Origin of the sequence: Pseudomonas sp. SJZ074 (assembly GCF_007828215.1) — a bacterium.
Classification (GTDB): Bacteria; Pseudomonadota; Gammaproteobacteria; order Pseudomonadales; family Pseudomonadaceae; genus Aquipseudomonas.
Window position 1 is genome coordinate 59,126 of the sequence record NZ_VIUE01000001.1, and the last position, 13,906, is coordinate 73,031.

At 61.7% G+C, this 13,906-nt stretch carries 15 protein-coding genes; 9 read left to right on the forward strand and 6 right to left on the reverse strand.

From position 1 onward, the window contains the following. Positions 1-183 precede the first annotated feature (183 nt). The 4 genes from scpB to FBX99_RS00340 form a co-directional block, all read right to left on the reverse strand. Complete coding sequence (gene scpB, locus FBX99_RS00325; protein WP_144924881.1) at positions 184-1,122, reverse strand: SMC-Scp complex subunit ScpB; 939 nt, start codon at positions 1,120-1,122, stop codon at positions 184-186. An 11-nt stretch (positions 1,123-1,133) separates the two neighbouring features. Further along, entirely contained in the window at positions 1,134-1,832 is a 699-nt protein-coding gene (locus FBX99_RS00330; RefSeq protein ID WP_173668659.1) for a ScpA family protein, read from the reverse strand. Between the two features lie 132 nt (positions 1,833-1,964). Beyond that, on the reverse strand, positions 1,965-2,594 hold the full coding sequence (locus FBX99_RS00335; protein ID WP_024779546.1) for an L-threonylcarbamoyladenylate synthase: 630 nt from the start codon (positions 2,592-2,594) through the stop codon (positions 1,965-1,967). A 13-nt stretch (positions 2,595-2,607) separates the two neighbouring features. Then, complete coding sequence (locus tag FBX99_RS00340; RefSeq protein ID WP_144924876.1) at positions 2,608-3,471, reverse strand: PHP domain-containing protein; 864 nt, start codon at positions 3,469-3,471, stop codon at positions 2,608-2,610. An 87-nt stretch (positions 3,472-3,558) separates the two neighbouring features. On the opposite strand from FBX99_RS00340, the gene FBX99_RS00345 reads away from it, so the two are divergent. The 6 genes from FBX99_RS00345 to FBX99_RS00370 all read left to right on the forward strand — a co-directional run bounded on the left by FBX99_RS00345 (position 3,559) and on the right by FBX99_RS00370 (position 7,647). Beyond that, positions 3,559-4,155 carry a septation protein A gene (locus FBX99_RS00345; RefSeq protein WP_144924872.1) on the forward strand — a complete coding sequence of 199 codons (597 nt, stop codon included), beginning with the start codon at positions 3,559-3,561 and terminating at the stop codon, positions 4,153-4,155. Position 4,156: 1 nt separating this feature from the next. Beyond that, the gene (locus FBX99_RS00350) at positions 4,157-4,456 is read left to right on the forward strand and encodes a YciI family protein (RefSeq protein WP_144924869.1); all 300 of its coding nucleotides are present in this window, start codon (positions 4,157-4,159) and stop codon (positions 4,454-4,456) included. A 96-nt stretch (positions 4,457-4,552) separates the two neighbouring features. After that, complete coding sequence (locus FBX99_RS00355; protein WP_144924866.1) at positions 4,553-4,963, forward strand: translation initiation factor 2; 411 nt, start codon at positions 4,553-4,555, stop codon at positions 4,961-4,963. Positions 4,964-4,970: 7 nt separating this feature from the next. Continuing rightward, a complete protein-coding gene (locus FBX99_RS00360; protein WP_144924863.1) occupies positions 4,971-5,648 on the forward strand; it encodes a response regulator transcription factor in 678 nt (225 codons plus the stop codon). 155 nt (positions 5,649-5,803) lie between these two features. Next, on the forward strand, positions 5,804-6,241 hold the full coding sequence (locus FBX99_RS00365; RefSeq protein ID WP_144924860.1) for a Spy/CpxP family protein refolding chaperone: 438 nt from the start codon (positions 5,804-5,806) through the stop codon (positions 6,239-6,241). Between the two features lie 65 nt (positions 6,242-6,306). Continuing rightward, positions 6,307-7,647, forward strand: a complete 1,341-nt coding sequence (locus tag FBX99_RS00370; RefSeq protein WP_144924857.1) for a HAMP domain-containing sensor histidine kinase — start codon at positions 6,307-6,309, stop codon at positions 7,645-7,647. A 28-nt stretch (positions 7,648-7,675) separates the two neighbouring features. Here FBX99_RS00370 and FBX99_RS00375 read toward each other — a convergent pair whose 3' ends face one another. Both FBX99_RS00375 and FBX99_RS00380 read right to left on the reverse strand, forming a co-directional pair. Then, positions 7,676-9,154 carry a hypothetical protein gene (locus FBX99_RS00375; RefSeq protein WP_145130371.1) on the reverse strand — a complete coding sequence of 493 codons (1,479 nt, stop codon included), beginning with the start codon at positions 9,152-9,154 and terminating at the stop codon, positions 7,676-7,678. 2 nt (positions 9,155-9,156) lie between these two features. Next, on the reverse strand, positions 9,157-9,978 hold the full coding sequence (locus tag FBX99_RS00380; RefSeq protein ID WP_256663989.1) for a hypothetical protein: 822 nt from the start codon (positions 9,976-9,978) through the stop codon (positions 9,157-9,159). A gap of 286 nt (positions 9,979-10,264) precedes the next feature. On the opposite strand from FBX99_RS00380, the gene FBX99_RS00385 reads away from it, so the two are divergent. From FBX99_RS00385 to FBX99_RS00395, 3 genes are read left to right on the forward strand one after another with little or no spacing between them, the layout of a single operon-like run. Next, complete coding sequence (locus FBX99_RS00385; RefSeq protein ID WP_145130373.1) at positions 10,265-11,692, forward strand: di-heme oxidoredictase family protein; 1,428 nt, start codon at positions 10,265-10,267, stop codon at positions 11,690-11,692. A gap of 26 nt (positions 11,693-11,718) precedes the next feature. Then, positions 11,719-12,783, forward strand: coding sequence for an imelysin family protein (locus tag FBX99_RS00390; RefSeq protein ID WP_144924851.1), 1,065 nt, complete (start codon positions 11,719-11,721; stop codon positions 12,781-12,783). 2 nt (positions 12,784-12,785) lie between these two features. Beyond that, positions 12,786-13,880, forward strand: coding sequence for a DUF1513 domain-containing protein (locus FBX99_RS00395; RefSeq protein ID WP_144924847.1), 1,095 nt, complete (start codon positions 12,786-12,788; stop codon positions 13,878-13,880). The last annotated feature ends 26 nt before the right edge of the window (positions 13,881-13,906 follow it).

Consider the following 13,906-nt stretch of genomic DNA (forward strand, 5'->3'; position numbering starts at 1 on the left):
CTGATCTATGGGTGCCCGACGCGATTTCCGCCGATCGGTTGCAAGCCATTTTCCATACTCTCCATATTCCACTGTGGGAGCGGGCTTGCTCGCGAAAGCGGTGAGTCAGTTGGAGGTGATGTTGACTGTGCCGCCGTCTTCGCGAGCAAGCCCGCTCCCACAGAGGGTGCAGTATGAGCTGGGTCAATCGTCAAACTGGCGACGTTCGTTTTCGATCGCTTCAGCCAGCGCCCGGGCTTCGGCTTCCTCGTCGCTCAGCTCAGGCTCGGGTACGTGCGGCTCAAGGGCAGCTACAGCAGCCAGCAGTTTTTCCCGGGCTTCGGCAACTCCGAGCACGTCCTCTTCGGGTTCAGGCTCGGCCGCGGGTTCAACTTCATTGTCAGGCGCCTCGCCCTCAGGTTCCGGACCGTCACGCAGCAAGTCGTCGAAATCGGTCTTGAGCCCCTCTTCCATAGTGTCCAGTTCCAGCAGCAACGAATGGAAACTGGTTTCTTCCTTCGGCTCCTCCGGTTCGGCACTGGCATCGGCCAGGTCTTGCAAACCCTGGGGCACCGGGGCGTCGTCGAACTCGAGCATCGGCTCGGGCTCCAGTTCCCGCAGTTCGGCCAGCGGAGGCAGCTCATCGAGGTTTTTCAAGTTGAAATGATCGAGAAAAGCCTTGGTGGTGGCGAACATCGCCGGTTTGCCCGGCACGTCGCGGTAACCGACGACCCGGATCCACTCACGCTCAAGCAGGGTCTTGACGATGTGGCTGTTGACCGCCACGCCCCGCACATCCTCGATCTCGCCGCGAGTGATCGGCTGGCGGTAGGCGATCAGAGCCATGGTTTCGAGCATGGCGCGGGAATAGCGCTGGGGCCGCTCTTCCCATAGGCGCCCAACCCACGGCGCGAATTTCTCGCGGATCTGCAGGCGATAACCGGAAGCCACTTCCTTGAGCTCGAAGGCCCGCCCCTCGCAGGATTTGCCCAACAGGGTCAGGGCTTTTTTGAACACGGCCGGTTCCGGCCGCTCGCCTTCTTCGAAAAGCTCGAACAGGCGCTCCATCGATTGCGGCTTTCCCGAGGCCAACAAAAAAGCTTCAAGCAAGGGGGCCAGCTCGCGGGGTTCAGTCAGATTCATTGATTTGCTCGTTATTCGGCTCGTGCCCGCACGTGGATCGCTGCGAACGGCTCATTCTGCACCAGCTCGACCAAGGATTCCTTGACCAATTCCAGGATCGCCATAAACGTGACGACCACCCCCAACCGCCCTTCCTCGGCGGTGAACAGCTCGACGAATGGCACGAAACCGCCGCCCTTGAGCCGCTCCAACACGTCGCTCATGCGTTCGCGGGTGGACAGCGCTTCGCGGCTGACCTGGTGGCTTTCGAACATGTCGCCCCGGCGCAGGACCTCAGCCATGGACATCAGCAATTCTTCCAGGCTCACGTCCGGCAGCAACTTGCGCGCTCGTGCCTCGGGAGCATCGAGCTTGGGCACCACCACGTCGCGCCCGACCCGGCTCAAGCCATCGATGCCTTCGGCGGCGCCCTTGAAGCGTTCGTACTCCTGCAATCGCCGGATCAGTTCAGCACGGGGATCGTCCTCCTCCGCTTCGACCTCGGCCGAGCGCGGCAACAGCATCCGTGACTTGATCTCGGCCAGCATGGCTGCCATCACCAGGTACTCAGCCGCCAGCTCAAGGCGCACCGACTGCATCAGCTCGACATAGCCCATGTACTGGCGGGTGATTTCCGCCACGGGGATGTCGAGGATGTTGATGTTCTGCTTGCGGATCAGGTACAGCAGCAGATCAAGGGGGCCCTCGAAGGCTTCGAGGAAAACCTCCAGGGCATCCGGCGGAATGTACAGGTCCAGGGGCATTTCGGTGACCGCCTGGCCGTAGACCATGGCGAACGGCAACTCCTGCTGGGCGCCGGCCTGGCTGTCTACGCTGTCCACCACGGCTTCCACGGCGGACATTCAGGCCTCGACCAGAAACGGCGCCGGATCGCCGCAACCGACGCGCACCACCTGCGGCTCGCCGTCGGCCAGGTTGATCACGGTGGAGGCTTTCATGCCGCCATAACCGCCATCGATGATCAGATCGACCTGATGTTCGAGCAACTGGCGCATTTCGTAGGGATCGGTCAGGGGATCGGTTTCACCGGGCATGATCAGCGTCACACTCATCAACGGCTCACCCAGTTCCGCCAACAGCGCCAGGGCAATGGGGTGGCTCGGCACCCGCAGGCCGATGGTGCGTTTCTTCGGGTGCAGCAACAGGCGCGGTACTTCGCGGGTGGCGTTGAGAATAAAGGTGTAGGGGCCCGGTAGATGGGCCTTGAGCAGCCGGAAGGTGCCGGTGTCGATCTTGGCGAACAGGCCCAGTTGCGACAGGTCACTGCAGATCAACGCAAAGTTGTGCTTGTCGTCCAACTGACGCAGGCGCCTGACCCGTTCCACGGCATTCTTGTCGCCGATCTGGCAGCCGATGGCGTAGGAGGAGTCGGTGGGATAGACCACCACCCCACCGCCACGAATGATTTCCACCGCCTGTTTGATCAGGCGCGCTTGCGGGTTTTCCGGATGAATCTGGAAAAATTGACTCACGTGTTCTACCTGTTCAGACGGCGTCGGTAACAAGATCATGTTTGAATCTACACCAAAGTGGTGGCAGATCTTCGGGCAACGGGCGGTACTCGCCGATCTCGGACCAGCCTCCAGGGCCATGGAAATCACTGCCGGCGGTAACCAGCAGGCCAAACTCCCGGGCCAGAATCGCCAGGCTGCCGACCTGCTCGGCCGGCTGATGGCCATTGACCACCTCAATGGCGTGGCCCCCTGCTTGAATATAGTCGGCTATCAGGCGGCGACGTTTGCTACGGGTGAAATCATAGTGCCAGGGATGCGCCAGGCTGACCCAGGCCCCGGCGGCCCGCAAAGTCTCAACCGTCTGTTCCAGCGTCGGCCAATGTTGCTTGACGTCCCCCAGCTTGCCGGCCCCCAACCATTTGCGAAACGCTTCGGCGCGGTCCTTGACGAAACCTTCGCGCACCATCCAATCGGCGAAGTGCGGCCGGGCCGGCGCATTGCCGCTGTCCCCCAGTTCCTGCTGGATCTGCCGGGCGCCCTCCAGCGCACCGGGCATGCCCTTGAGGGCCAGCTTGCGGCTGATCTCCTCGGCACGCAGCCAGCGCCCATCGCGCAATTCGGCGATGGCCTGCACCAGTGGCGGCGCACCGACATCGAAACCATAGCCCAGCACATGGATGGTCGCCCCACCCCATGTGCAGGACAACTCGACGCCGTTGACCAGCTGCATGCCCAACGCTGTCGCCGCGTCGCGAGCCTCATCGAGGCCTTCGAGGGTGTCGTGATCGGTCAGGGCCAGGACTCGCACGCCGTGCTCGAACGCCCGCGCCACCACAATCGCAGGCGCCAGGGCGCCATCGGAGGCCGTGCTATGGCAGTGCAAATCAACATTCACGGGGGGTTGTTACCTCAAATCAGCTGGCCCTATCACGGCCAAGGATGTTTGTTATTATGCCGCCACATCCTGCTTCTGGCTGCCATTGTGAAACAATTCATCGACTTCATTCCGCTTCTGCTGTTTTTCATCGCTTATAAACTTGACCCACGCACCGTCGACATTGCCGGTCAGTCCCTGACCGTGGGTGGTATCTACAGCGCCACCGCGGTGCTTATCATCAGTTCCCTGGTGGTCTATGGCGCGCTGTTCATCTCCCAGCGCAAGCTGGAAAAAAGCCAGTGGCTGACCCTGATCGCCTGCCTGGTGTTCGGCAGCCTGACCCTGGCCTTCCACAGCGATACCTTCCTCAAATGGAAAGCGCCGGTGGTCAACTGGCTGTTCGCCCTGGCCTTTATCGGCAGTCATTTCATCGGCGACAGCCTGCTGATCAAACGCATCATGGGCCATGCCGTCAGCCTGCCGGACGTGATCTGGACCCGCCTGAACATCGCCTGGATCGCCTTCTTCCTGTTCTGCGGCGGCGCCAACCTGTTCGTCGCGTTCACGTTCCAGGACTACTGGGTCGACTTCAAGGTCTTCGGCAGCCTGGGCATGACGCTGCTGTTCCTGATCGGCCAAGGCATCTACCTGTCCCGCCATCTGCACGATGCCGACACCCCCCCGCAAAAAACCGAGGACTGACATGCTCTACGCAATCATTGCCACCGACGTCGCCAACTCCCTGGAAAAACGCCTGGCCGCTCGCCCCGAGCACCTGGCGCGCCTGCAGCAGCTCAAGGCCGAAGGCCGTGTCGTGCTGGCTGGCCCCCACCCTGCGGTGGACAGCAATGATCCAGGTGCCGCAGGTTTCAGCGGCAGCCTGATCGTGGCCGAGTTCGAATCCCTGGCCGTCGCGCAAGCCTGGGCCGAGGCCGACCCGTTCGTGACCGCTGGCGTCTACGCCAATGTCGTGGTCAAGCCGTTCAAGCAAGTCCTGCCATAACCCGATGCGCAATGAGCCTTCATGGCTCATTGTTCTCATTTGCCTGCCGACAACCTGTCTAATCTGTCTAAACTCGAGCGGAATTCAGGAGTGACCATGCGCAAAGGTCCGTTGTGCCTGTTGTTGATCATGTTGTCGATCGGGGCACCCGCCCATGGCGAAGAAAGCACCGAGGGCAGTCATTCGACGCCCTTGTCCCTGAGCGCGGGCGGCCAGCTCGCCGAGCTGCAGCAACGCTTGAAAGACAGCGAGCGCCTGCGCGAAGAACTGACCCAACAATTGCAGAACACCAACAGCGAACGCGAAACCGCACTGGTGAGCCGGTTGCGCCAGGAGAACCAGCGCCTGAAGCTGCAACTCAAGGAAGCCCAGTCAAGCACGCTGCCGCGCCTGTTGACCGATCAACAGCAATGGTTCGTCATTGGTGCCGGGGTAGCGCTATTGGCCCTACTCTGCGGTATCTTTGCCAGCGGTGGACGTAGACAGCGTCGGCAATGGCTAAATTGAGTGTTTCATGAGCGAGCTGTTACTGATTGATGATGACCAGGAGCTGTGTGAGCTCCTCGGCAGTTGGCTGGGTCAGGAAGGGTTCCAGGTCCGGGCCTGCCACGATGGCCAGAGTGCCCGCAAGGCCCTGGCCGAAACCGCTCCGTCAGCGGTGGTGCTGGATGTGATGCTGCCCGACGGCAGTGGCCTGGAGTTGCTCAAGCAACTGCGCACCGACCATCCGGAACTGCCGGTGGTGATGCTGTCGGCCCGCGGCGAGCCGCTGGACCGCATCCTCGGCCTGGAACTGGGCGCCGACGACTACCTGGCCAAGCCCTGCGACCCCAGGGAACTGACCGCCCGCCTGCGCGCCGTGCTGCGGCGCAGTCATCCGACGGCGGTGTCCAGCCAGATCGAACTGGGCGACCTGACCTTCAGCCCGGTACGTGGCGTGGTCAGTATCGATGAGCAGGAACAGACCCTCACCGTGTCCGAGAGCCGCCTGCTCGAAGCGCTGCTCAAGCAACCAGGTGAGCCGCTGGACAAGCAGGAACTGGCACAGATCGCCCTGGGCCGCAAGCTGACCCTGTACGACCGCAGCCTCGACATGCACGTAAGCAACCTGCGCAAGAAAATCGGCCCCCATCCCGACGGCCGCCCGCGCATCGTGGCGTTGCGCAGCCGGGGTTACTACTACAGCCTCTGAACGACGCAGATCCCCTCGCCACGGGTTTGCGTTTTGTCAGGATCACACCCAAACCTCTTTACCCAAGCTTTACCCACCCCTGACCGCCGCTGACCTTGATCTCAGTAATCTGCACACATCCGGAACCGACCGGGAACGAGACAAGGAGATACACCATGCGCAAGACCCTTATCGCTCTGATGTTCGCTGCCGCCCTGCCGACCGTGGCCATGGCCATGCCTGAAGGCGCTGGCCCGATGGGGCCGATGGATGGCCCGCGTCACGGCGGCCAGATGCACGACAGAGGTCCGTACAGCCAGCTGGACCTGACCCACGAACAGCGCCAGCAGATCCGCAGAATCATGGGCGAACAGCGCCATGAACGTCAGGAGCTGGTAGAGAAATACCTGGCGAAACTGTCGCCGGCCGACCAGAAGGCCATGCAGGATGAAATGAAAGCACGGCACGAGAAAGTCGACACCCAGATCCGTGCTCTGTTGAAGCCTGAGCAACAGAAAGAGTTCGACGCGATCCAGAAGAAACAGGCCGAGCGTCGCGCCGAGTGGGCCGAATTCAAGGCCTGGAAGGCGCAACAGCCGCAAAAAGCGCAATAATGCACTGACGTTCCCCAGCCCAGCGGCTACGTGCCGCTGGGCTTTCTCTGTTTCGAGGATTTACCGTGCGTTCATTGTTCTGGCGCATCCTGGCCAGTTTCTGGCTGGCCATCACGCTGGTTGCAGGGCTTTCCATCCTGCTGGGGCACATGCTGAACCAGGACGCCTGGATCCTCAGCCGCCATCCAGGGCTCAACACCCTGCCCGAAGAGTGGACGCAAACCTACGAAAGCCAGGGCGAGGATGCGGCCCAGGATATTCTGCAACAGCGCAAACGCCAGTATCACATCGACGTCCAGGTGTTCAACGAGAGCGGCGACCCGGTGGTGCGCGGCACGTTTCCCCATCGGGCGGCCGCCTTTGAGGCACGCCAGAACAACGACGACCGACGCCTGCCCTGGCGACGCCTGACCGACGAGTTCACCAGCGCCAAGACCGGAGACACTTACCTGTTCATCTACCGCATCCCCCATCCCGAGCTGGATGCCTGGCACCGCGACAGCCTGCTCTGGCCCCTCAGTGCCCTGGGCATCGCCTTGGTGGTGCTGACCTTGTTCAGTCTGCTGGTGACTTTCTCTATCACTCGCCCATTGAACCGGCTGCGCGGTGCCGTGCATGACCTGGGACAAACCACTTATCAACAGAACAGCCTGGCCAAACTGGCCAACCGTCGCGACGAATTCGGTGTATTGGCGACAGACTTCAACCGCATGGGCGCACGCTTGCAAAGCCTGATTGGCAGCCAGCGACAGTTGCTGCGGGACGTGTCCCATGAACTGCGCTCGCCCCTGGCCCGGCTGCGCATCGCCCTGGCATTGGCGGAGCGGGCCGGCCCCCAGGAGCGCGAAGCGCTGTGGCCGCGCCTGACCCGCGAATGCGATCGCCTGGAGGCGTTGATCAGTGAAATCCTGGTGCTGGCCCGGGTCGATGCCGACAACGCCGGCGCCGAAGAGATCGATCTGAACGGCCTGCTGGTCGCCCTGCAAAAAGATGCACAACTGGCGTCCCCGGAACAAAGCGTGCAATTGAACGCCGAGCCGAGCCTGACCCTCAAGGGCTGGCCGACCATGATCGAGCGAGCGGTGGACAACCTGCTGCGCAACGCCCAGCGCTTCAACCCGGCCGGGCAACCCATCGAAATGCGTGCGGTGCGCCAGGGAGAAAAGATTCTGGTGAGCGTGCGCGACCATGGTCCAGGCGTGGAGGCCGAACACCTGGGGCAACTGGGCGAGCCGTTCTATCGTGCACCTGGCCAGACCGCCGCCGGCCATGGCTTGGGCCTGGCTATCGCCCGCCGTGCCGCGGAACGGCACGGTGGTACCTTGATACTGGCCAACCATCCCGATGGAGGGTTCATCGCAAGCCTGGAACTTCCGTTGGTGCCGGGGGCTGTTGTCCAGCCTTGAGCATTGCAAGAAATCTCCATGGAGGCTGTCATACCGCCTTGATCATCCACCCCGTCGCATAGTCGGCATCCTGGGACAGCGTTTCTATCTCCCCAGTTAAAGGTTGAATCGCATACTCTTGCCTATCACCCGCAGCGGGGTTGGAAGTCCACGAACGCAAGTTGCCCAAACCTGGATCGCCGTCATGGGTGGTTCGAATGGCTCCCCATGTCTGCAGGTCAGGAATGTTACCCCCAAAATTCACCGCGGCACCCCAGCAGTTCCAATAGGTGTGCCATCTGTAGGCCTCCCCCATCCCCATCAGCAGCCAGACATTGGAAGTGGTGACTGGATAGGAAACACTTCCACCGAGCTGATCTCGAATAGTGATCGTGGTAGTCCCTGAGAACTTCGATACGACCCGTGGTTGATCTGCTGAAAAAAGCTCGGCCACGTTTGGATCGCTGGAGGTATAGCTATAAGGAGGCGCACCTCCGGACGGTATCCGCTCCACGTATGCGCCAACTGGCGGGCGCACTGGGAATTTCTCGGTTCTGTACATTGGCGTGCTGAGAGTGGCGAGGCTGGTGTCGACAGTCAGACGTTCCACCACCGTAATCCTCCAGGGCGGCGACACTGGATTACTACGTAAGATCGCCCGGGCGGTGAAATTATGCCCCCCTATGGCGAGCCCGCTCAGAGTGTCACCCCATAAGCCATTGGTATCGACCTCGACCGTCTTTTTGTATTCATCATTGTCGAAAATTTCGACTTTCGTGTTGGGCGTTGCTTCGCCGGTCAGCATCACGGTGGTCGCGAGGGTGTAGCCGTTATCGGAGATCGGGGCGTCGCTGGGATCCTTGACCGAGGTAATGAGCGGTGTTTCCAGCACCACGGACCTGATCGAGTAAGTGCGCAGGGGAAAGCTGATGGCCTCGGTGATATCCGGGGATTTATTGAACGTCACCTGCAGCACGACGTTCAGGTCAGAGCGGTCGCGCAGTAGTTGCAGTTGACCTTGGGGAACCGGTCTGGACAGTCCGACCCTCACTTCATCCGCCGTCAGGCTTGTGGCGGTTTGCAAGGTGATCGTATGCCTCGTCCCGTCAGTCTTGGTGCCTTCGCAGTAAAGCCATACCTTCTGGTCTATGGCAATGAGCGGCCAGGGCACCACCGTCACATTGGCATCACCCGCGTAACTGGCCAGGTCAAGCTCAGGTCCGGCGCCGCCATTGGCCGCTTCGGGAATCAGCGGCGTCGGCAGATCGCTCTGGGCGATGTCGCGCACGTTGAGCAGGAGCGGATCGGAGGGGGTGGTGGTCGCTCGGTTATTACGGGTGACGGTATAGCTTACCGTCACCGTCTTGCCCAAATTGAAGGCCAGGACCGCGACCGGAATCGGCACCTCCTTCTCGCCAACAGTACCGACCTCCTCTGCGTCGGTGGTGTGGGAACCGGCGCCGGCCGTACCTGCCCAAGTCACGCTCAGCAGGTCGGTGGGCAACATGTCGTCATAGCGCACCACCACGGTCAGAGTGTCTTTTGCATCAACCGGGTCGAGGCTGTTGCCAAGCGCTTCCTCGACCCTGGGCGGGGCAGGTCCAACTGCCGGTCAAGATGAATATCAAGGCGCTTGGTTGGCGACTGGTTGGAGTTGCCCAATTGGTCTGTCACCCGATACTCGATGAGTGTATTGGGGTTGTCACCTGCCTGTTGGAACGTGGCGGTGAACAGAGTCCTGGTCACCGGTATCGAGGCGTCGGCCACCTCAAAGGGAATAGTTACATTCCCCACTAAAAAGTTAATGCGGTCGTAATTTCGCGGGTTGGTGTAGGCGAAACCGAATTCCACCCCCTGCGCCGCCCGCTCGGCGCTGACCCCATTGCTGACAACATCGGGCGGGATCAGCAGATCCAGGCCGTCTGGCGCTGGGTCACCCGGTGCCCGCAGGTGATACAACACATGCAAGTTCCTGGAGTCCTCAGCGTTTTGCCCGGGGCGGGTCACTTTGTAATGCAGTCTGTTGACCCCATGAATTAACTGCCCGTGGGGGATGCGCAAGGGTATCCGATCTTGCTCTTCCCCCGGCTCTACAGTCTTGCCGGCGACGGGAGTGGGATCATCATTGACGTACAGGTCAGCGCGATCATAGGCCGCCATTGTCCAGGATTGACGCTTGAGTTCCGTCCACGGATCAATCACGCAGAGAAGCCCCTGAGGCTCGCCGTCGTAAAGGCTTTTGGGGATGCCCCCATCGGCGAGGCCATCCGGTCTCACTGGAGTGACCCAGCCCGGAATGATCACGGGGTACAGGACGAACAAGTCGTTTAAGGTAGAAGATTGGATATCCATCAGACTCTCCTGACAGGTGACGGGACGTGGACCTCTTGGGCACGGTTATCACACGCCAGACCAAGGCAACTGCCTACTGTTAGAACTTACAGGTGAGGATAGATTGCAGACGAACGGATGGGACCGGAGATGACCGGACGCCGGGACCTACCCTTGAATCATGTAGCGTTCCGCATTCCCCCGAATAAAAGCGACGTTCCCAAACCAAACGATAATTCCTCTTATTCAAAGTCCATCGTCCTGTTAGACTTTGCGCCCTCGTTTCACTTGCCTCCCAGGATGTCCGATGCCGTCGTTGTTTCTTCGTACATGCGCACTATTCATGGCCATGGGCCTGAGCGCCTGCGATGATGCACCGCACTTTACCCAGGCCGAACCTGGTGAAGCCCGGTCCGGCGGTGCCGCGACGGTTCGCAAGGCCGATCAGAACGCGTTCTCCCTGCCCTCGGCCAACCTGCCGCCCTCACGGCGCGTGGATTTCAGCGTCGGCAACAGCTTTTTCCGCAGCCCCTGGGTGATCGCGCCGTCGACCACCACCGCCCGGGATGGCCTCGGGCCGCTGTTCAATACCAATGCCTGTCAGAACTGCCATATCAAGGACGGTCGCGGCCATCCGCCAGCGCCGGACGCGGCCAATGCGGTGTCGATGCTGGTGCGCCTGTCGATCCCCGATGCGCCAGCCTACGCCAAGGTCATCGAGCACCTGGGCGTGGTGCCGGAGCCAGTCTACGGCGGACAATTGCAGGATATGTCCGTACCCGGCGTCGCCCCGGAAGGCAAGGTGCGGGTCGACTACGCGCCTGTCCCGGTTCGTTTCAACGACGGTACGGTGGTGGAACTGCGCAAGCCGAACCTGCAGATCAGCCAGTTGGGCTACGGTCCGATGCACCCCGACACACGTTTATCCGCCCGGGTCGCGCCGCCGATGATCGGCTTGGGATTGCTGGAAGCCATTCCCGATGAAGCCATCCTGGCGAATGCCGAGGCCCAGGCGCGGGAGAAAAACGGCATCGCCGGTCGGCCGAACCAGGTCTGGGACGATGCCCTGCAGAAAACCGTCATGGGACGTTTCGGCTGGAAAGCCGGACAGCCCAACCTCAACCAGCAGAACGTCCACGCGTTCTCCGGCGACATGGGCCTGACGACAAGCCTGCGGCCGTTCGACGATTGCACCGAGGCCCAGGTCGATTGCAAGCGCGCACCCAATGGCAATGGTCCGGACGGCGAGCCGGAGGTGAGCGACAACATCCTGCGGCTGGTGCTGTTCTATAGCCGCAACCTGGCCGTACCGGCGCGCCGGGACGTGAATTCATCTCAGGTGCTGGCCGGCAAGAACCTGTTTTTCCAAGCCGGCTGCCAATCCTGCCACACGCCGAAATACACCACGTCCGCCAACGCTGCCGAGCCGGAGTTGGCGAACCAGGTCATCCGCCCTTACACCGACCTGTTGTTGCACGACATGGGCGAAGGGCTGGCCGACAACCGCAGCGAATTCAAGGCCGGCGGCCGTGACTGGCGGACCCCGCCGCTGTGGGGTATCGGCTTGACCGAAACCGTCAGCGGCCACACCCAGTTCCTGCACGACGGACGCGCCCGCAACCTGCTCGAAGCCGTGCTCTGGCATGGCGGTGAAGCGCAAGCGGCACAGCGCCAGGTTTTAGCATTCAATGCCGAGCAACGCGCCGCGTTGCTGGCTTTCCTGAATTCCCTTTAAATAATTTTCCGAAACGGGAGTCCGACATGTTCCGTCCCAAGCTGTTGTTCACCAGCCTCGCCGCCTTCGCCCTCGGCGCATGCTCGCCCCAGGATCCGCAAGCAGTCACGTCGGCCGCCATCGCCAAGCAAGTGATCCTGCCGACCTACAGCCGTTGGGTCGATGCCGACCGGCAACTGGCGAGCAGCGCCCTGGCGTTCTGCCAAGGCAAGGAGAACCTGGAAACCGCCCGCGCCGACTTCCTCAAGGCACAAAAGGCCTGGGCCGAGCTGCAACCGCTGCTGATCGGTCCGCTGGCCGAAGGCAACCGCGCCTGGCAGGTACAGTTCTGGCCGGACAAGAAAAACCTGGTGGGCCGTCAGGTCGAGCAACTGGTCGAAAGCCAGCCGCAGATCGACGCCGCCGGTCTGGCCAAATCCAGCGTCGTGGTCCAGGGACTGTCGGCCTACGAATACCTGCTGTTCGATGCCAGGATCGACATGGCCGACAGCACGCAGAAAGCCAAGTATTGCCCACTGCTGATGGCCATTGCGGAACGTCAGCAACAACTGGCGGAAGAGATCCTGTCGCGCTGGAATACCAACGACGGCATGCTCGCACAGATGAGCAAGTTCCCGAACCAGCGCTACGCCGATTCCCACGAAGCGATCGCCGATCTGCTGCGGGTCCAGGTCACCGCCCTCGATACATTGAAGAAGAAACTCGGCACCCCGATGGGCCGCCAGACCAAGGGCGTACCGCAACCTTTCCAGGCCGATGCCTGGCGCAGCCAGTCGTCGTTGCAAGGCCTGGAAGCCAGCCTCAGCGCGGCCAGGACGGTTTGGGTAGGCGTGGATAACAAGGGCCTGCGTGGTCTGTTGCCGAGCGACCAGAAACCTCTCGCCGACAAGATCGACGCCGCCTATGACGCATCGTTGAAACTGTTCGCCAGCACCCAGCGCTCACTGACCGAAATGCTCAACGACGACGCCGGGCGCCAGCAACTCAACGACTTGTACGACAGCCTCAACGTCGTCCATCGCCTGCACGAAGGCGAACTGGCCAAGGCGCTGGGCATCCAACTGGGCTTTAATGCCAACGATGGTGACTGATCATGTTTCGACGTCAGGTCCTGGCACTGGGCAGCTTGCTCGGCGCCGTTACCCTGGGTGGCTGGACGCTGTTCAAGCACAAGGACAAACCTGCGCTGCTGCTTTCGGCACGGGACGATGGTGATGGCAAGCACTACGCCGTGGGTTATCGACTGGACGGCACGCGGGTGTTCGCCACCCGGGTCGGCCAGCGCTGCCACGACATCGTCAATCATCCGTCGCAGCCGGTTGCGCTGTTCGTTGCCCGTCGCCCGGGCACCGAAAGCTACCTGATCGACCTGCGCGACGGCACGTTGCTGCAGACCATCACGTCCTTGCCGAACCGGCATTTCTACGGCCATGCGGTGATCCATCGCAGTGGCGAGTGGCTGTACACCACCGAGAATGACACCTCTGATCCCGGACGCGGCCTGTTGGGCGTGTACCGCTTCGAAGGCGAACGGCTGGTACACAGCGGCGAGATCCCCACCCACGGCATCGGTCCGCACCAGGTCTCGTGGATGCCCGACGGCGAAACCCTGGTGGTGGCCAACGGCGGTATCCGCACCGAAGCCGAGAGCCGGGTCGAGATGAACCTCGACGCCATGGAACCCAGCCTGGTCCTCATGCAACGCGACGGCACGCTGTTGAGCAAGGAAACCCTCCCCCAGGCCATGAACAGCGTGCGCCACCTGGGCATCGCCAGTGACGGCACCATCGTTTCCGGCCAGCAGTTCATGGGAGATGCCCACGAATCCTCGGAGCTGGTGGCGATCAAGCGTCCAGGCCAGCCGTTCAAGGCGTTTCCGGTGTCCGAGCAGCAATTGCAAGCCATGGGGCATTACACCGCCAGCGTCGCCGTGAACAGTGACCTGCGCCTGGTCGCCCTGACCGCCCCCCGTGGCAATCGCTTTTTCATCTGGGACCTGGACAGCGGTGAAGTCCGCCTGGACGCCCCTCTGCCGGATTGCGCCGGGGTGGGAGCGGTGGCGGATGGCTTCGTCGTGACCTCGGGCCAGGGCCGTTGTCGCTATTACGATTGTCGACAGGCCCAACCGGTTGTAAAGCCGCTGGACCTGCCGGCGGGGCTCTGGGACAACCACTTGCACCTGGCCTGATTGAACGGGGGCGGAGTTATCGACAC